Origin of the sequence: Myxococcus sp. AB036A, assembly GCF_006547355.1 — a bacterium.
GTDB classification, from domain to species: domain Bacteria; phylum Myxococcota; class Myxococcia; order Myxococcales; family Myxococcaceae; genus Myxococcus; species Myxococcus virescens.
In genome coordinates this window covers 42,322-59,476 of sequence record NZ_VHLC01000037.1, presented here as the reverse complement: position 1 = coordinate 59,476, position 17,155 = coordinate 42,322, and the positions used below count along the sequence as shown (strand labels likewise).

Below are 17,155 nucleotides of genomic sequence, written 5' to 3'. Positions count from 1 at the left end.
CTCCCCGAGGCCCGAACCGATGCCCAAGAATCTGCTGGTCGCCGATGACTCGCTCACCATCCGCAAGGTGATCGGGATGATCTTCGCGACCGAGGACTTTCAGGTGACCGCGGTGGACAACGGGCTGGACGCCATCTCCCGCACCCGCGAGCTGCGTCCGGACGTCGTCCTCGCGGACGTCATGATGCCGGGCAAGAGCGGCTATGAGGTCTGCGAAGCGCTGAAGAACGACCCGGCCACCCAGGGCATCCCGGTGGTGCTGCTGGCCGGCACGTTCGAAGCGTTCGACGAGAATCGCGCTCGCGCCGCCCGCGCTGATGACCACGTCACCAAGCCCTTCGAGAGCCAGGTGCTGCTCGACAAGGTGAAGGCGCTGGTCGGCCAGAAGTCCAACACGATGCCCGCGTCGGCCGCCACGCAGGTGCGCCACGCGCCTCCTCAGCCCGCCGCGGCGCCCGCGCCCGTCGCCGCCGCTGCTCCGCCGGGGGCTCGTCCCGCGCCTCCGCCGGGCGCTCGTCCGGGTGTTCCTCCGGGGCCGGGCGTGCCGCGTCCTCCGGGTGCGGGTGTGCCGCCGCCGGGCGCGCGTCCTCCGGGACCTGGGATGCCGCCGGGCATGGCGCGTCCTCCGGGGCCGGGCATGCCGCCGCCGGGTGCTCCGGGCGCGCCGCGTCCTCCGGGACCTGGGATGCCGCCGGGCATGGCGCGTCCTCCCGGCCCGGGCATGCCTCCGGGCGCGCGTCCTCCGGGACCTGGGATGCCGCCGGGCGCCCGTCCGGGTGTGCCGCCTCCGCCGGGTGGTCCCGCGCCGGGCCTTCCGCCGCGTCCGGGAATGCCGCCGGGCGCCGTGGCGCGTCCGGGCGTGCCGCCTCCGCCGGGTGGTCCCGCGCCGGGTGGCTTCGCGCGTCCGCCGGTCGGCGCGCCGCAGCCTCCTCCTGGGGCGGCGCCGCAGCCCGCCGCGCGGGGCAGGGATCCGTTCGGTCTGGGTGCGCCCGCGCCCGCCGCGGCCCAGCCGTCGATCAGCATCGAGGACTCGCTGCCCGACCAGGGTGACGCCGAGGAGATCTCGCTGGACATCGCCACCCCCGCGCCCGCCGCGGCGAGGCCGGCGAGCGCCCGTGCGCCTGCCGCGGACGGGGGCGAGGCCCTGCTGCGCGAGGCGCTTTCGAAGGCTTCCCGCGAGGTCATCGAGAAGATTGCCTGGGAGGTGGTACCGCAGCTCGCGGAGACCATCATCCGTGAGGAGCTCGAGCGGCTCATCAAGGACCGAGAGACCCAGCACTGAGGCGCCTGGCGCCGTAACCTCCTGACCTTTTGCCGGCCCCGGTCTCCGGGGCCGGCCGTTTTCAATGACCGATACCACTGAACTTTCGAAGGCCTACGAGCCCACCGAGGTCGAGGCTCGCCGCTACGCGTTCTGGCTGGAGCGCAACTACTTCCGCGCCGAGGCGCCTTCCGAGAAGCCGCCGTTCTCCATGGTGCTGCCGCCGCCCAACGTCACGGGCAGCCTGCACATCGGTCATGCGCTGACGGCCACCATCCAGGACATCCTCATCCGCTGGAAGCGGATGAGCGGCTTCAACGCCCTGTGGCTCCCTGGTACGGACCACGCCGGCATCGCCACGCAGATGGTGGTGGAGCGGGAGCTGAAGCAGACGGAGGGCAAGAGCCGCCACGACCTGGGCCGCGAGGCCTTCCTGGAGCGCGTCTGGGAGTGGAAGGGCAAGTTCGGCGCTCGTATCGGCGAGCAGCACCGCTACCTGGGCGCGTCCCTGGACTGGAGCCGCGAGCGCTTCACCATGGACGAGCAGTCCTCCGCCGCGGTGCGCGAGGTCTTCGTCCGGCTGTACGAAGAGGGCCTGATGTACCGGGCCCAGAAGCTCATCAACTGGTGTCCTTCGTGCCACACGGCGCTCAGCGACCTGGAAGTGGAACACCAGGAGAAGAACGGCTCCATCTGGCACATCCGCTACCCGGTGAAGGACACCGACCGCACGCTCACCGTGGCCACCACGCGCCCGGAGACGATGCTGGGCGACACCGCCGTGGCCGTCCATCCGGAGGACGAGCGCTACCAGGACCTGATTGGCAAGCACGTGGTGCTGCCGCTCAGCGGCCGCGAGATTCCCATCATCGCGGACGCCGAACTGGTGGATCCGAAGTTCGGCACCGGCGTGGTGAAGGTCACGCCCGCGCACGACTTCAACGACTACCAGACGGGCCTGCGTCACAAGTTGCCGATGCTGTCCATCTTGGACGAATCGGCCCGGATGACGAAGGAGACCGGCAAGTACGCCGGCCTGGATCGCTTCGAGGCGCGCAAGCAGGTGCTGGCGGACCTCCTGGAACTCGGGCTGCTGGAGAAGGAGGAGCCGCACAAGCTGTCCGTCGGCACGTGTCAGCGCAGCACCACGGTGGTGGAGCCGCGCCTGTCGCCGCAGTGGTTCGTGAAGATTGAACCGCTGGCGAAGCCGGCCATCGAGGCGGTGGAGCAGGGCCGCACGAAGTTCGTCCCCGAGTCATGGACGAACACCTACTTCCACTGGATGCGCAACATCCACGACTGGTGCGTCAGCCGCCAGCTCTGGTGGGGCCACCAGATTCCCGCGTACTACTGCACCGCGTGCAGCCCTCGGTTGGGGGACGACACCGACCTGCCGCTGGATTCCGCGACGGTGAAGGTGGGCGGCGTGGACTTCGCGCGCGCGGAGCCGATTGTCGCGCGTGAGCAGCCCACGTCCTGCCCGAAGTGCGGCGGCGCCACGTTCATCCAGGACCCGGACGTGCTGGACACGTGGTTCTCGTCCGCGCTGTGGCCGTTCTCCACGCTGGGCTGGCCTCGCAACACGCCGGAGCTCCAGACGTTCTACCCGACGTCCGTCATGGAGACGGGCCACGACATCATCTTCTTCTGGGTCGCCCGGATGATGATGATGGGCCTGCACTTCATGGGGGATGTGCCCTTCCGCACCGTGTACCTGCACGCGATGGTGCGCGACGAGAAGGGCGAGAAGATGTCGAAGACGAAGAAGAACGTCATCGACCCCTTGGACGTCATCCTCGGCGCCCCCGCGGACAAGCTTGAGCCGACGCTCAGGAACAAGTTCCCGCAGGGCATGCCTGCCTTCGGCGCGGACGCGCTGCGCTTCACGCTCGCGTCGCTCACCCAGCAGGGCCGGGACATCAAGCTGTCCATGGACCGGATGGCTGGCTACAAGGCCTTCTGCAACAAGCTGTGGAACGCCAGCCGCTTCGCCCTGATGAACATGGGCGAGTTCACGCTGGATGAGCGTCCGCTGAAGGAGCGTCCGTTGACGCTGGCGGACCGCTGGATTCTCTCGCGGCTCCAGCGCGCCACCACCGAGGCCCGCGCCTCGCTGGAGACGTACGGCTTCGCCGAGGCGGCGTCCACGCTGTACCAGTTCCTGTGGGCCGAGTTCTGCGACTGGTACATCGAACTGGCCAAGGGCTCGCTCTACGGCACCGATGAGCAGGCGAAGGACTCCGCGCGCGCGGTGCTGGTGTACTCGCTGGATCGCATCCTGCGGCTGCTCCACCCGTTCATGCCGTTCATCACCGAGGAGATCTGGCAGAAGCTGCCGATGTCCCGGTCGGTGGACAGCATCATGATCGCGTCGTACCCGGAGCCCGACGCGGACCTGGTGGACGAGGCCGCCGAGGCGGAGATGGCCCCGGTCATCGCCTCCATCGAGGGCCTGCGCACCATCCGCGGCGAGAGCAACCTGTCGCCCGCGACGAAGGTGAAGGCGGTGGTGCAGAGCCCGGACGCTCGCACGCGCGAGCTGCTGGAGCGCTGGCGCGCGTACCTGATGCCGCTGGCCGGCCTGTCCGACGTGGAGATTGGCGCGCCCGGCACCAAGCCGCCGCAGGCCGCCGCCTTCGTGGGCACGAACCTGGAAATCTACGTGCCGCTGGCGGGTCTCATCGACCTGGACGCGGAACGCGACCGCCTCCGCAAGGAGATTGCGCGCACCGAGCAGGAGGCCGCTGGTGTGCTGCGCAAGCTGGAGAACCCCAACTTCGTGGCCAAGGCGCCCCCGGACGTGGTCGAGAAGGACCGCGCCCGCGTGGAGGAGTTGAAGGAGCGCAAGGCCAAGCTTCAGGACCATCTGCAGCGCATTGCCCCGGAGCCCGCCATGCCCGCAGCGCCGCCGTCCGAGAGCCGCACGCCGACCGAAAGCGTTGAGCCGACCGAGGCCGACATCGCGACCGAAGCCGACGTCGCGACCGAGCCCGTCACGCCGCCCGAGAGCGCTGCTCGATTAGAGACGCCGCCTCCGGCCGAGGGGGGGGCTGAATACGAGACGCTCGCCGAGTCCACCGAGGAGGAGGAGGCTGCCGCCGCTCCGGCCGAGGTGAAGGCCGCGCCGGATGCGGAAGCCGAGGAGAACGTCGACCTGGCGGAGGAGTTGAAGGACGAGCTCGAGGCCGTGGGCGGCGTGCCCGAAGCCGCGGACCCCCAGGTGCAGGACGCCCTGGAGAAGCTGCGCGCGGGGACGAAGGAAGGCCTGTCTCCGGCCGACCATCATGACCTCGGCGTTGCGTACATGAGCATGGGCCTCGTCGACGACGCGATGCGGGAGTTCAACACGGCGCGCGCCGGTGGCGACGCCCGTGAGGTGCCCGCTGCCGCCGAGCAGACGGTGGCCTCCACCGCGAAGGCCGTGGTGAAGGCCACCCTGGCCGCCGTGAAGAAGGCGTCGTCCATCGCGAAGGACACGGTGGTGGCGGCTGTCTCCGCTTCCGACGAGGACGAGGAGCCTGCCGCTCCGGTGAAGGCGCGTCCCGCGAAGAAGGCCGCGGGCAAGAAGGCGCCTGCCGCTGCGAAGAAGGCTCCGGCCAAGGGCGCGAAGGGCGCTGCCAAGAAGGCCGCTGCGAAGAAGGCTCCGGCCAAGGGCGCGGCGAAGAAGGCCGCTGCGAAGAAGGCTCCGGCCAAGGGCGCGGCGAAGAAGGCCGCTGCGAAGAAGGCTCCGGCCAAGGGCGCCGCGAAGAAGGCTGCCACGAAGAAGTCCGCCGCGAAGAAGGCGCCTGCCAAGGGCGCGGCGAAGAAGGCCGCTGCGAAGAAGGCTCCGGCCAAGGTCGCCGCGAAGAAGGCTGCCACGAAGAAGGGGGCCGCGAAGAAGGTCGCTGCCGCCAGCAAGAAGCCGGTGAAGAAGGCGGCGGGCCGGAAGGCTCCCGCGAAGAAGGGCACCGGGGCGAAACCCAAGGCGCGGGCAAAGGCCCGGCGGTAGCAGGAGGAGACGTGCAGCAGCAGGATTACCTCGACCGGCTCATCGCGCTCGCACTCGATGAGGACCTGGGGGCGGCGGGTGACGTCACCTCGCAGGCCCTCATCCCTCCTGACTACGAGGGCAGCGCGGAACTGGTCGCCAAGGAGCAGTTGGTGCTCGCGGGACTGGACGCCTTCGTCCGTGTCTTCAAGACGGTCGACCCGAACGTCGAGGTGGAGCTGTTGCGCCGCGACGGTCAGGAGATCAAACCGAAGATGGTCGCCGCGCGGTGTTACGGCCGGATGCGCTCGCTGCTCGCGGCAGAGCGCACCGCGCTCAACATCGTGCAGCGGGCCGCGGGCATCGCGACGCTGGCGCAGCAGGCCGTCACGTCCGTGCGTGGCTCCAATCTGCGCGTCCTGGACACGCGGAAGACGCCGCCGGGAATGCGCACGGTGGCCAAGGAGGCCGTCCGCATGGGCGGTGCCTCCAACCACCGCTTCGGCCTCTTCGACGGCGTCCTCATCAAGGACAACCACATCGCCGCCGTGGGTGGTTCCATCGCGGAGGCGCTGCGCCGCGCGAAGCTCAACGGGCCTCGGCTGACAAAGGTCGAAATCGAGGTCACCAACCTCAAGCAGCTCGCGGAGGCCATCGAGCACGGCGCCGACGTGGTGATGCTCGACAACATGGACGACGCGCAGATTCGCGAGGCCGTGAAGCTGGCGGCGGGCCGCGTGCCGCTCGAGGTGTCGGGCGGCGTCACGCTGGACCGGCTGCCTCGGTTGGCGAAGCTGGGCATCGACTTCGTGTCCATGGGCGCGCTCACGCACTCCGCGCGGGCCATGGACCTGTCGCTGGAAATCACCGCCGCGGCGAAGCGGCCCGCGCGCAGCAAGCAGCCGAAGCCAGCGTAGCGTGCGGACACGGAGGCGCTCCTGGCTCCAGCGCCTCCGCGTCGAAGGGCGTCCCGGCATCCCGCCTGGACGCGCTGAGCCCTCCCTTCACGGCATACGGACCGCAGCGGACGGCGCCGTCAGAGCGCGTGTCCGCTGCGCTGACGCGTTCGCTCACTTGCCCGTGAGGACCTCCGCGCGGGGCTTGCCCTCCGCCGAAGCGGGCATGCCCATCTCCATCAGCGCCGACAGGGTCGGGGCGAAGTCCACGGGGTCGATCTCCTCCAGGTACAGGCCCGGCTTCACGCCCTTGCCCGCGAAGAGGACGGGCACTTGTGAATCATAGGAATGCGGCGTGCCGTGGCTGGTGCCGGTGGGGATGTAGTGGAGCATGTGGAAGGGCCGGAGCATGAAGAGCACGTCGCCGCTGCGCCCGGGGTAGTAGCTCTTGCGCATGAGCGTCAGGTAGCCCTCGGTGTCCGGCGCGGTGAACAGGTCATCATGGGCCACGGCCGTGATGACCGACGGGTGCTTCGCCAGCCACGCCGCCGCCGCGCGCCGCACCGCCACGTCCACCGCGCCCCCCTGGTGCGTCTTGCCGCCCAGGTACACGTCCAGTTGTTCGAGCGTGGCCGTCACGTCGCCGCCGAACTGCTGACGCAGCGCCTGCGTCAGGCTCTCCGCCAGCTCCCTCGAGCTCACCCGCTTCGCGGCCAGCCCCTTGGCGGCCCACTGCTCCGGCATCGCCGCGCCGCCGTGGTCCGCGGACAGCGCGATGACCAGGTTGCCGCGTCCACCCGCCGCGCGCTCGGCCGCGGCGATGAGGTTACCCATCGCCTTGTCCAGCCGCAGCAGCGTGTCCTGCATCTCCCACGAGTAGGGCCCGTACTCATGGAACACCAGGTCCGTGCCGCTGAAGCTCACGGCCAGCAGATCGGGCACGTCGTCCTGGCCCAGTCCCTCGCCGGCGATGGCCGCCTTGGCCGCCTCCACCAGCAGGTCATGCGAGTCCGGTGAGAGGGCGAACGCCTGGTAGAAGGTAGGGCCCGGCGACGGCAGCCCGCCGTCCAGCGGGTGGGGGAAGGTGCGGCCCAGGCCGTAGACGTCCGCCTCAGCGAGGCCTTCGTCCTCGCCCACGTACTCCGCGGCCGGCCGCATCAGCTCCCACTTCTTGCCGAAGGACGCCTCCGGCAGCTTCCGCGCGTTCAGCGCCTTCAGCCACGCCGGGAACTCCTTCGTGTACCAGGTGCCGGTGACGAACTTTCCCTCGCCCTTGTCGAACCACCACGCCTGTCCCGCACGCCCGGCCAGGGCGATGGACGCGTGGGGTTTGATGGACAACGCCACCGCCTTGCCGCGCTCCTGCGTCGTCACGCGCAGCCGGTCCGCCAGCGTCTCCACCATGAGGTGGGCGGGGCCGGAGTCCTGGCCCGGCTTCAGCGGCACCTCCAGCACGGGGTGGGCCGCGTCCGCGAAGGCCATCACGCGCTTCATCGTCGAGCGGTCCACCCACCGGTTGTCCACGATGCCGTGCCGCCAGGGGTTGGCGCCCGTGGAGAGGGTGGCGTGGCCGGGGGCGGTGCGGCATTCGGCGTAGCCGTAGCGCGCATAAGGAAAGTACGCGCCCTGGTTGATCAGCTGGTGCAAGCCGCCCTTCAGGCGCGGACGGTTGCGTAGCAACACGTCGCTGCCGAGCGCGTCCACGCTGATGACGAGCGTCAGCCTGGGAGGTCGGGCAAAAGCGGGCAGGGTGGCCAGCGCCACGGCAAGGGAAAGTGCACGAATCATTGGGATGAGAACCATCTCCGCCGGGATGGTGAGAAGCAACCAACAACGCGTGTCACTGCTTGGACGCCGCACATCGCGCTGTTAGGGTCGCTCGATTCATGGTCGAGGCCCGCCTTCGCGTCATCTACGGCGACACGGATCAGATGGGTGTCGTCTACTACGCGAATTACTTCCGCTATTTCGAGTTCGCGCGCAGTGAGTACTTCCGCGCCCGGGGTGGCAGCTACGCCGAGCTGGAGCGCTCTGGTGCCCTGCTACCCGTGGCCGAGGCGAGCTGTCAGTACAAGGCATCCGCGCGCTACGACGATCTGTTGGTCATCCAAACCACCGTGAGTGAGTTGCGCCGCGCGTCCATCGTGTTCACCTACGCGCTGTTTCGTGACGGTGCGCCACGCACGCTGCTCTGCACCGGTATGACCCGTCACGCCTGCGTGGGGCGGGACGGCAAGCCGACGCGGCTGCCGGACTCCCTCATCCGGCTGCTCGAAACGACCGGGCCTTCCCCGGGCTCTTCCCCTTCCACCTGAACCCTTCCGGCATACGCAAGGAGCACACACATGGATCGCAACCTGGCAATGGAGGTCGTGCGCGTCACCGAGATGGCGGCCATCGCCTCCGCACGACTGATGGGCCGCGGCAACAAGGACGAGTCGGATCAGGCCGCCGTGGACGCCATGCGCCGCGCCTTCGACGCGCTGCAGATTGATGGCACCGTCGTCATCGGCGAGGGCGAGCGCGACGAGGCGCCCATGCTCTACATCGGCGAGAAGGTGGGCAAGCGGGGCGAGGGTGCGCCCGAGGTGGACATCGCCCTGGACCCGCTGGAGGGCACCAACCTGTGCGCCTACGGCCGTCCGGGTTCCATCGCCGTGGTGGCCATGGCGGGCAAGGGCGGGCTGCTCAACGCCCCCGACACGTACATGGAGAAGATGGCCGTGGGCCCGCGCGCCCGGGGCGCCATCGACCTGCGCAAGACGCCCACGGAGAACCTCCGTTCCATCGCGGAGAAGATGAAGGTCTACGTGGAAGACCTCACGGTGGTGGTGCTGGACCGCGAGCGTCACACCGACCTCATCAAGGAGATTCGCGCGGCGGGTGCCCGCATCCGGCTCATCGAGGACGGTGACGTGGCCGGCGCCATCGCCACGTGTTTCGAGGACACGGGCGTGGAGGTGCTGATGGGCATCGGCGGCGCGCCCGAGGGCGTCATCGCCGCGGCGGCCATCCGCGCCACCGGCGGTGACATGCAGGGCCGGCTGGTTCCCCGCAACCAGGGCGAAATCGAACGCGCCAAGTCGATGGGCATCACCGACATCTCGAAGATCTACACCGCCGAGGAGCTGGCCAAGGGCGAGGTCATGTTCGCCGCCTCCGGCGTCACCACCGGCGACTTCCTCAAGGGCGTGCGCTTCTTCGGCGGCGGCTGCGAGACGCACTCCGTCGTCATGCGCAGCAAGACGGGCACCGTCCGCTTCATCCAGTCGGTGCACAAGTTCGACAAGAAGCCGGGGTACGCTTTCTAGGCCGCAGCTCCCACCCTGACTCACGTCCCCTGGAGACACCCATGCCTGGCGCCTCGCGAACCATCGTCGTCAACGCCCCCATCGAGAAGGTCTTCGACGTCATCACCCAGTACGAGCGGTACCCGGAGTTCCTCCCCGAGGTGAAGGGCATCCGGACCGAGAACCGCAAGGGCAATACGGTGGACGTCCACTACAAGGTGGATGTGGTGAAGACCATCAACTACTCCATCCACGTCACGGAGGAGCGGCCCACCCGCATGTCCTGGACCTACATCAAGGGTGAGTTCATGAAGGACAACCGGGGCAGCTGGGTCCTGGAGCCCGAGGGCGAAGGCAAGACGAAGGCCACCTACACCGTGGAGATGGCCCTGGGCGCGCTGGTGCCCAAGAGCGTCGTCTCCGCGCTGGTGGAGACCTCGTTGCCGAAGATGCTGGACGCCTTCAAGCGCCGCTTCGAGGCGCCCTGAATCACACCTCCGGGCGGCTTCTTGGCGGGCGACTCCACCATCGCCCGCCGGCCGTCAGGAGTCTTCGGAGACCCGGATGCTCCGCGCGCCGCAGCAGGCGGGCGGACGAGGCCAAATCGAAGGGGCTTGCGACGCCGGATACGAGGAGTATGCCCATGGGACGGTCCGCTTGCGGGCCGCTTCGAGGGCATTAAAATGAACACCATCCCGACGGATTTTCGGCCTCCACGACATTTCTGCCCTGGGTGCCCTGGCCCGGGTGTCGGGTGGCAGACGAGCAACCGTGCGAGATGGCTGCAACGTACCCAGCGCGGAACCGGGGTTCTTAATTTGCATCTGATATTGGTGGAAATGGTATTGGGGCGGGATGGGCGTACATCGGGGTACGTAGGCTGAGGGAGACGGAAGACCCATGCTCGACGCCTTCATCATCGAAGAAATCAAGCGCCGTGAGCGCCGCCGTGAGGAGCATGACAGGCCGGTGGTGGAGCTTCCGCTCCCCGTGCCGGATGACCGCCCGCGTCGCCGCACGGAGACCGAAGACGACAAGCCCCAGCGGGGCGTGGTGGTCATCGACCTGCTGTCCTGACCCTGGCGAGCGGCCTGACGGCCGCGCCAGTGTGTCCCCGAGCCCGCGGTGGCGGTCCTTCCCAGGACGGCCCCGCGGGCTTCGCGCATTCAGGAGCCCTCAGGCGTTGCTCAGGGCCAGCAGGTGCCGGGGGTGATAGACATCCCACAGTGGCCCCTTGACGGTGCTCAGGGCCTCCAGGACCTGCTTTCGCCACTCCTCGGGCAGGGCCTGCTCGCCATGGAAGGCGCCCACGAGCGCGCCGGTGATGGTGGCGTGGGCCTCCGTGTCGCCGCCCCGGTGGACGACGTCCAGGAGCGCGGCCTCGGCGCTGGGGGCGTGGAGCAGCTCCCAGAAGGCCAGCCGGAAGGCGACGCGCACCGCGTGCAGGGGGCGGTGGAGGTGCAGCTCCGGCCCGTACAGCATCGGGTCCTCTTGCTGGGCGATGGCCAGGTCCTCGCGCAGGAGCGACGCGGCGAAGGACACCTCCTGCACGTAGTCACTGGCGGAACGCCCGAGCGCCGCGCCGGCCAGCAGTAGGCCCGACTCCGCGGCGGGGATGAGGTCGGCGGCCTTGAGGCCCGCGCCATGGGTGACGGCGTGGCCGATGGCCGCGTTGAAGGCCGCGCAGGCGAGCTGACAGCGTGGGTCGAAGTGGGTGAGGGCGGAGTCCTCCAGCGAGGCCTGGGTGAGCGCGTGGGCGTCACCCGCCAGGTACACGCCCAGCGGCGCCGCGCGGGCCAGGCTCCCTGGGTCCGCGGGCTTCCGGTACGCACGCAGCCACACGCGCCTGCCCGCGCCCAGGGGCGGGAATCCCGACGTCTGGCAGTCCTCGAAGACCTCCGCCATGGGCTCGCTGACGTCGAAGGCGTGCGGCTGCCAGGCGCGGTAACGACGCAGTGCGTCCGCGGCATCGTAACGCTTCATGGCCCGGAGGCTGTGGCTCAGGCAGGCCGCGAGCTGGACCTCTTCTGTCACCTGGCCGCGACGCAGCTCATGCGGACCACCGCCCATCAGCTTCATGTAGGGCCCCTCCGCCTGCTTGGGAAAGGGAACGGCCATGAAGGGCCGGTGCGCGGTGGGGACGGACAGGGCATTGCCCACGGCCATGCCGAGCAGCGCGCCGCGGCGCCGTTGAGCGAGCAATGGGTCAGGCCCCTTCAAGGCGGGGCGGCGTTGGGGCGGAGGCATTCGACGGGTGGACACTGTAGCAGCGCGGGCCGCGAGCACGCTTGCCCGACCCGGAGGGCTCTTCTAGAAACGGCAACCTATGACCGAGATTTCTCAGATTCTGGCGCGCGAAGTGCTCGACTCCCGTGGCAACCCCACCGTGGAGGCGGAGGTCCAGCTTGCCGGAGGCGCTCGTGGCCGCGCCGCGGTGCCGTCCGGTGCGTCCACGGGTGAGCATGAGGCCATCGAGCTGCGCGACGGCGACAAGCATCGCTACCTGGGCAAGGGCGTGCAGAAGGCCGTGAAGAACGTGGTCGACGTGCTCGCGCCCGCGCTGGTGGGCATGGACGCGGCGGATCAGTTCGCGGTGGACCAGCGGATGCTGGAGCTGGACGGCACCGCCACCAAGGGCAAGCTGGGTGCCAACGCCATCCTCGCGGTGTCCATGGCGGCCGCTCGCGCCGCGGCGGACGCGCACGGGCTGCCGCTGTACCGCTACGTGGGCGGCGTGCAGGCGCGCACCCTGCCGGTGCCGCTGATGAACATCCTCAACGGCGGCGCGCACGCGGACACCCGCGTGGACGTGCAGGAGTTCATGGTGGTGCCCGCCGGTGCGTCCTCCTTCGCGGAGGGCCTGCGCTGGGGCGCCGAGGTGTTCCACGCGCTGAAGAAGATTCTCAAGGGCCGCAAGCTGGCCACGGGCGTGGGCGACGAGGGCGGCTACGCCCCGGACCTGCCGGCGAACGAAGAGGCGCTGAAGCTCATCATGGAGGCCATCGACCAGGCGGGCTTCAAGGCTGGTGAGCAGCTCTTCCTGGCCCTGGACGTGGCGGCCAGCGAGTTCTTCGACAAGGGCAGCAAGAAGTACAAGCTGAAGGGCGAGGGCAAGGAGTACGACTCCACCGGCCTGCTCGAGTACTACCGGGGCCTCTCGGAGCGCTATCCCATCATCTCCATCGAAGACGGCATGGCGGAGGATGACTGGGAGGGCTGGAAGAAGCTCACCGACGCGCTGGGTTCGCGCATGCAGTTGGTGGGTGACGACCTCTTCGTCACCAACGTGGAGCGCCTGGGCCGCGGCATCGAGACGGGCACGGCCAACTCCATCCTGGTGAAGGTGAACCAGATTGGCACCCTGACGGAGACGTTCGACGCCGTGCGCATGGCGCACCGCGCCGGTTACACATCCGTCATGAGCCACCGCTCCGGCGAGACGGAGGACACCACCATCGCCGACCTGGCCGTGGCGCTGGACTGCGGGCAGATCAAGACGGGCTCCGCGTCCCGCTCCGACCGCGTGGCCAAGTACAACCAGTTGCTGCGCATCGAAGGCGAGCTGGGGGCCGCGGCCCGCTACGCTGGCAAGTCGGTGTTCCGCGCCTTGAACCAGAAGAAGTGAGCCCGTGAGCCACAAGCCCAAGCGCATCCTGGTTTCCAACGACGACGGCTATTTCTCAGAGGGGCTTCAGGCGCTGGTCGAGGCCGTGAGCCCCCTGGGGGAGGTGTGGGTGGTGGCTCCCGACCGGGAGCAGAGCGCCGCCTCCCACGCCATCTCCCTGCACCGGCCGCTGCGCATCAAGGAGGTGCGGGAGCGGTGGTTCGCCGTCGACGGAACCCCCGCGGACTGCGCTTATCTGGCGATCAACCATCTCCTGAAGGATGATCGCCCGGTACTCATGGTTTCCGGCATCAACCACGGCGCGAATCTGGCCGAAGACATCATGTACTCCGGCACGGTGGCCGCGGCGATGGAGGGTGCGCTCCTGGGCGTGCCCGCCATTGCCTTCAGCCTGGTGGCCCGGCGGAACTTCGACTTCGCGCCGGGGGCCCGGTTCGCCCGTTCGCTGGTGTCCAGTGCCCTGTCGCGTCCGCTCCCGCCGCGGATGCTCCTCAACGTGAACATCCCTGGGGGTGTGGAGCCGGAGGGCTACGTCGTCACCCGCCAGGGCCGTCACTCGTACGGCTTCGAGGTGGTGGAGAACGAAGACCCTCGTGGCCGGAAGTACTACTGGATTGGCGGTAGCGACTACCAGCACGAGGACATCCCGGGCAGCGACTGCAATGCCGTGTTCCGGGACAAGCGCGTCTCCGTCACTCCGCTGCACTTCGAGCTGACGGACCATGGCCGGCTCCCGGACCTCTCCGGGTGGCAGGTCGATGGCTTCAACCGGCATGAACCGGACGGTGCCTAGCGTTGGCGCCGTGCGTGTCCAGCCGAGCGCGTGGGGCGCTCCGGGTGTTCCTCCTGGCCGTGCTGCTGAGCGGCTGCGTGGGCACCCGGGCATCCTCCGTTGCCGGGCCGGACACCGGGTTGGACGCCGTTTCGCGTGAAGAGGAGACGGCGGAAGTCACCGACGCGGCGGAGCGGACCACGCCGCTGCCGTTCAATCTGCGGGGCGTCCACGAAGAACCGGAGTTGGTGGCCGTGCGCCACCGCGTGGCACCGGGCGAGACGATGTACCGCATCTCCCGCACCTACGGCCTCACGGTGGAGGAGCTGGGGGCGGCCAACGGCATCAAGGCGCCGTGGGCGTTGGCGGTGGGGCAGGAGCTCACCATCCCCGGTGTCGAGCGCAGCGTGCCGGTGCGGGCCCTGGCGGAGGCAGACCCGGAGCCGGTACGGACCTCTACGTCGGCTGGGGGGCGGCGCAGCGTGCCGACCCTGGGGCGCCGTGAGGAGCCCCCGTCGCGCAGCCGGTCCATGTCGCGTCCGGCGAGCGCCGCGGGCCGGCCTCGTGTGGCCACGCAGGGGCAGCTCGACTGGCCTATGAGGGGCGTCCTGTACGGCCGCTTCGGGAAGAAGGGGAAGGAGCCGCACGACGGCATCGACCTGGCTGCGCCCTCCGGGACGCCCGTGAAGACGGCGCAGGCAGGCACGGTGCTCTATGCGGGCGAGCAGCGTGGCTACGGCAACATCGTCATCGTCGAGCACACGAACAAGCTGATCACCCTGTACGCGCACAACCGCGACCTGCGCGTGCGCACCGGACAGAAGGTGCGCCGCGAGCAGGTGATTGCCACCGTCGGCGAGTCGGGCCGGACGTCCGGGCCCCATCTGCACTTCGAGGTGCGCCTGGACGGCAAACCGGTGGACCCGCTCGACTTTCTGGGGCCGATGCCCTCCTCGTAGGCGAGGCGGCGCGGGCCCGGCTGCCTTCCTGCTCCAGGCGGCGGGGCAGGGCGCTACGTCGTGTGACGTCTGGGCCTCGGTGCCGGGCCCGGGTGAAGGTAGAGTGCCGGCCCGTGTCGCGCTTCGTGTCCTGGTGGCTCTCCTGTTTCGTCTTGCTGGCTTCGGCGGCGCATGCCCAGGCGCCAGCCCCTGTGTCACAGGCCGCCGCGGTCCAGGCGAGCACGACCGATGCGGCCGGGCCCGTCGTCGTGGCGGTGCTGATGCTGGAGGCCAACGAGGCGGGCCGTGACGCGGCGCCGGGCGTCACCTCGCTCATCACCTCGCGGCTGGCGGAGTCGCCGCGGCTGCGAGTCCTCTCGCAGTGGGACGTCGAGGCCGCCCTGGACGACGAGCGCCAGCAGCAGCTCCATGGCCTCAAGACGTGTGACCGGGGAGACTGCCTCCAGGAACTGGTGGCCCTCACCGGCGCCCGCTACGTCGTGGCCGGCCGCCTGGACCGCTTCGGCGACCAGTACCTGCTCACCGCCAACCTGTTGGACGCCGCGGGCGGGCGGATCCTGGCCCGGCCTCGCGCGGAGGCCCCGGAAGCGGAGGACCTGCTGCGCACCGCGAAGGCCGTCTCCGACCAGCTCTTCGCCGCGCTCGCCCCGCCGGAGGAGTCTGTGGCGGCCCGCCCGCTGCTGGGGGGCTCCGCGCGCACGGGGGGCGGAGGCCTGCTGCTGGGCCTGCGCGTCAACAACAACTTCATCGAGAAGCTCTCCAACGTGAACCCCGGTGGCGACATCGAGGTGGGCTACTGGTTCCACCCCGAATGGGTCGGCTTCCTCCAGGTGGGCTTCAGCTACGTGCGCTCCACGCAGGACGGCGTGCGCAGTGGCCTCAACGTGCTGCCCAGCGTCGTGGGCGCGCGCCATTACCACAACGTGGAGAAGTCCCTGCGGCCCTACTGGGGTTTCGGCCTGGGCGTGCAGCTGTCCTTCGGTGACTTCGGTATCTTCCAGTCCACCGGCCCGCTGCCCACCGTCGTGGGCTTCGCGGGCCTGGAGTACCTCATCGCCGGTTCGGTGGGCTTCCAGGTCGAGTTGGGCACCAACATCGCGCAGGCGGTGCTGGGGCTTTCGGAATCGAAGCTGGGAGACGGCCTCAACCTGGACCTCAACGCAGGCATCGCGTACCACTTCTGAGCCTCGGAGCCCCTCATGTTCCCGCGACCGCGCGCCCTCTCCCTGATTGCCCTGCTCGCCCTGACGGGCTGTGACGACGAGACACCTCGCGTCAAACCGAAGGACCACGCGGAGGGCCTCTACGTCAAAGGCACCGCAGAGTACCTCCAGGGCCACTTCGACGCCGCCCTGGCCTCCTTCGAGGCCATGCAGCAGATTGCCCCGGACGACCCGCGCCTGCCCGCCGCGCGCGGCGAGGTGTACCTCTCCATGGGCCGGCTGACGGACGCCGCCGCCTCCTTCGAGGCCGCCCTCAAGCTGGAGCCCAAGCGCTCCACCAACTGGAGCCGCCTGGGCTTCATCCAGACGCAGCTGGGTCAGGTGGTCGAAGCCCAGAGCTCACTGCGCAAGGCCCTGGCCCTCTTCCCTCAGGACTTCAACGCCCTGGAGTCGCTGGGCGACCTGGACCTCAAGAAGGGTGACCACGACGCGGCCGTGCGGCACTTCACGCTCGCGTCCAACGCGGCGCCCTCCCCGGAGCAGAAGTCCGCGCTCATCATGCGCGCGCTGGACGTCCTGTCCTCGAAGCAGCGCTACCCGGAGCTGCTGGCCGCTGCCCAGAAGGCCGTGGATGACGGCATCCACACCGCGGACGTGCTCGCCACCCTGGGAGACGCCCTGGTGCGCGCCGGCAGCCTCACCGAGGCCGCCAACGCCTACCGCGACGCCGCCAGCCGCTCGCCTCGGGATCCCACGCTCTGGGAGCTCGTCGGCGAAATTCAGATGAAGCTGGACAAGCCCGGGGACGCCATCAGCGCGTACAAGGAGTCCCTGCGCGTGAAGGACCGCGCCATCGTCCACGTGGCGCTGGCCCGTATCCACCTGGCGAGGAAGGACGACTCGGCCGCGAAGGAGGAGCTGGCCGCGGCGCTGGAGTCCGTGTCCGGCCAGGACATCCGTGAGCTGCGGGAGCTGGCCAGCCTGCTGGCCTCCATGGACCGCAAGCCGGACGCGCTGCGCATCCTCGCCAACCTCAGCGCGGAGCAGGACCACGCGAAGGACGCCGAGCTGCACGTCGCCACCGCCCAACTGGCGCGGGAACTCAAGGAAACCGGCGTCCTGCAGGCCGCCTGCGCGCGGGCGACGGCGGCTGACGCCACCCTGAAGAAGTGCCCTTGAGCCACGCCCGGGCCAGGAAACGGCCCGGGACGGGTGGGGTGGA

14 protein-coding genes are annotated in these 17,155 nt (G+C 69.6%); 12 read left to right on the top strand and 2 right to left on the bottom strand.

Annotated elements, in window-relative coordinates:
- Window positions 1-19: 19 nt before the first annotated feature.
- The 3 genes from romR (at window position 20) to nadC (ending at window position 6,145) form a co-directional block, all read left to right on the top strand.
- Window positions 20-1,282: a motility regulator RomR gene (romR, locus tag FL344_RS17165; protein ID WP_141619286.1), complete on the top strand. Its 1,263-nt coding sequence runs from the start codon at window positions 20-22 to the stop codon at window positions 1,280-1,282.
- Window positions 1,283-1,346: 64 nt separating this feature from the next.
- Window positions 1,347-5,249: a valine--tRNA ligase gene (locus FL344_RS17160; protein WP_141619285.1), complete on the top strand. Its 3,903-nt coding sequence runs from the start codon at window positions 1,347-1,349 to the stop codon at window positions 5,247-5,249.
- Between the two features lie 11 nt (window positions 5,250-5,260).
- Entirely contained in the window at window positions 5,261-6,145 is an 885-nt protein-coding gene (nadC, locus tag FL344_RS17155; RefSeq protein WP_090490856.1) for a carboxylating nicotinate-nucleotide diphosphorylase, read from the top strand.
- A 153-nt stretch (window positions 6,146-6,298) separates the two neighbouring features.
- Here nadC and FL344_RS17150 read toward each other — a convergent pair whose 3' ends face one another.
- Window positions 6,299-7,912 (bottom strand): alkaline phosphatase family protein, encoded by a 1,614-nt coding sequence (locus FL344_RS17150; RefSeq protein ID WP_194863138.1) that lies wholly within the window; start codon window positions 7,910-7,912, stop codon window positions 6,299-6,301.
- A gap of 98 nt (window positions 7,913-8,010) precedes the next feature.
- On the opposite strand from FL344_RS17150, the gene FL344_RS17145 reads away from it, so the two are divergent.
- The 4 genes from FL344_RS17145 to FL344_RS38545 all read left to right on the top strand — a co-directional run bounded on the left by FL344_RS17145 (window position 8,011) and on the right by FL344_RS38545 (window position 10,491).
- Complete coding sequence (locus FL344_RS17145; protein WP_011554454.1) at window positions 8,011-8,439, top strand: thioesterase family protein; 429 nt, start codon at window positions 8,011-8,013, stop codon at window positions 8,437-8,439.
- Between the two features lie 30 nt (window positions 8,440-8,469).
- Complete coding sequence (gene glpX, locus FL344_RS17140) at window positions 8,470-9,435, top strand: class II fructose-bisphosphatase (protein ID WP_090490853.1); 966 nt, start codon at window positions 8,470-8,472, stop codon at window positions 9,433-9,435.
- 41 nt (window positions 9,436-9,476) lie between these two features.
- Window positions 9,477-9,902 carry a type II toxin-antitoxin system RatA family toxin gene (locus FL344_RS17135; protein ID WP_090490852.1) on the top strand — a complete coding sequence of 142 codons (426 nt, stop codon included), beginning with the start codon at window positions 9,477-9,479 and terminating at the stop codon, window positions 9,900-9,902.
- 412 nt (window positions 9,903-10,314) lie between these two features.
- A complete protein-coding gene (locus FL344_RS38545) occupies window positions 10,315-10,491 on the top strand; it encodes a hypothetical protein (RefSeq protein ID WP_002639449.1) in 177 nt (58 codons plus the stop codon).
- Between the two features lie 99 nt (window positions 10,492-10,590).
- Here FL344_RS38545 and FL344_RS17130 read toward each other — a convergent pair whose 3' ends face one another.
- Window positions 10,591-11,634, bottom strand: a complete 1,044-nt coding sequence (locus FL344_RS17130) for an ADP-ribosylglycohydrolase family protein (RefSeq protein WP_141592141.1) — start codon at window positions 11,632-11,634, stop codon at window positions 10,591-10,593.
- A 106-nt stretch (window positions 11,635-11,740) separates the two neighbouring features.
- Between FL344_RS17130 and eno the strand changes: the two genes are divergently transcribed.
- The 5 genes from eno (at window position 11,741) to FL344_RS17105 (ending at window position 17,112) form a co-directional block, all read left to right on the top strand.
- Window positions 11,741-13,039, top strand: a complete 1,299-nt coding sequence (eno, locus tag FL344_RS17125) for a phosphopyruvate hydratase (RefSeq protein WP_011554450.1) — start codon at window positions 11,741-11,743, stop codon at window positions 13,037-13,039.
- Window positions 13,040-13,043: 4 nt separating this feature from the next.
- Entirely contained in the window at window positions 13,044-13,832 is a 789-nt protein-coding gene (gene surE, locus FL344_RS17120; protein ID WP_141592115.1) for a 5'/3'-nucleotidase SurE, read from the top strand.
- A 2-nt stretch (window positions 13,833-13,834) separates the two neighbouring features.
- Entirely contained in the window at window positions 13,835-14,770 is a 936-nt protein-coding gene (locus FL344_RS17115) for a M23 family metallopeptidase (RefSeq protein ID WP_141592116.1), read from the top strand.
- Between the two features lie 62 nt (window positions 14,771-14,832).
- Entirely contained in the window at window positions 14,833-15,954 is a 1,122-nt protein-coding gene (locus FL344_RS17110) for a hypothetical protein (protein ID WP_141619283.1), read from the top strand.
- Between the two features lie 15 nt (window positions 15,955-15,969).
- A complete protein-coding gene (locus FL344_RS17105; RefSeq protein ID WP_141619282.1) occupies window positions 15,970-17,112 on the top strand; it encodes a lipopolysaccharide assembly protein LapB in 1,143 nt (380 codons plus the stop codon).
- The last annotated feature ends 43 nt before the right edge of the window (window positions 17,113-17,155 follow it).

Bases quoted from the DNA above. Each gene is read 5' to 3' on its own strand.
- FL344_RS17105 (WP_141619282.1), top strand. From the start codon at position 15,970: ATGTTCCCGCGACCGCGCGCCCTCTCCCTGATTGCCCTGCTCGCCCTG.
- FL344_RS17160 (WP_141619285.1), top strand. From the start codon at position 1,347: ATGACCGATACCACTGAACTTTCGAAGGCCTACGAGCCCACCGAGGTC.
- FL344_RS38545 (WP_002639449.1), top strand. From the start codon at position 10,315: ATGCTCGACGCCTTCATCATCGAAGAAATCAAGCGCCGTGAGCGCCGC.
- glpX (WP_090490853.1), top strand. From the start codon at position 8,470: ATGGATCGCAACCTGGCAATGGAGGTCGTGCGCGTCACCGAGATGGCG.
- romR (WP_141619286.1), top strand. From the start codon at position 20: ATGCCCAAGAATCTGCTGGTCGCCGATGACTCGCTCACCATCCGCAAG.
- FL344_RS17135 (WP_090490852.1), top strand. From the start codon at position 9,477: ATGCCTGGCGCCTCGCGAACCATCGTCGTCAACGCCCCCATCGAGAAG.
- FL344_RS17150 (WP_194863138.1), bottom strand. From the start codon at position 7,912: ATGATTCGTGCACTTTCCCTTGCCGTGGCGCTGGCCACCCTGCCCGCT.
- eno (WP_011554450.1), top strand. From the start codon at position 11,741: ATGACCGAGATTTCTCAGATTCTGGCGCGCGAAGTGCTCGACTCCCGT.
- FL344_RS17145 (WP_011554454.1), top strand. From the start codon at position 8,011: ATGGTCGAGGCCCGCCTTCGCGTCATCTACGGCGACACGGATCAGATG.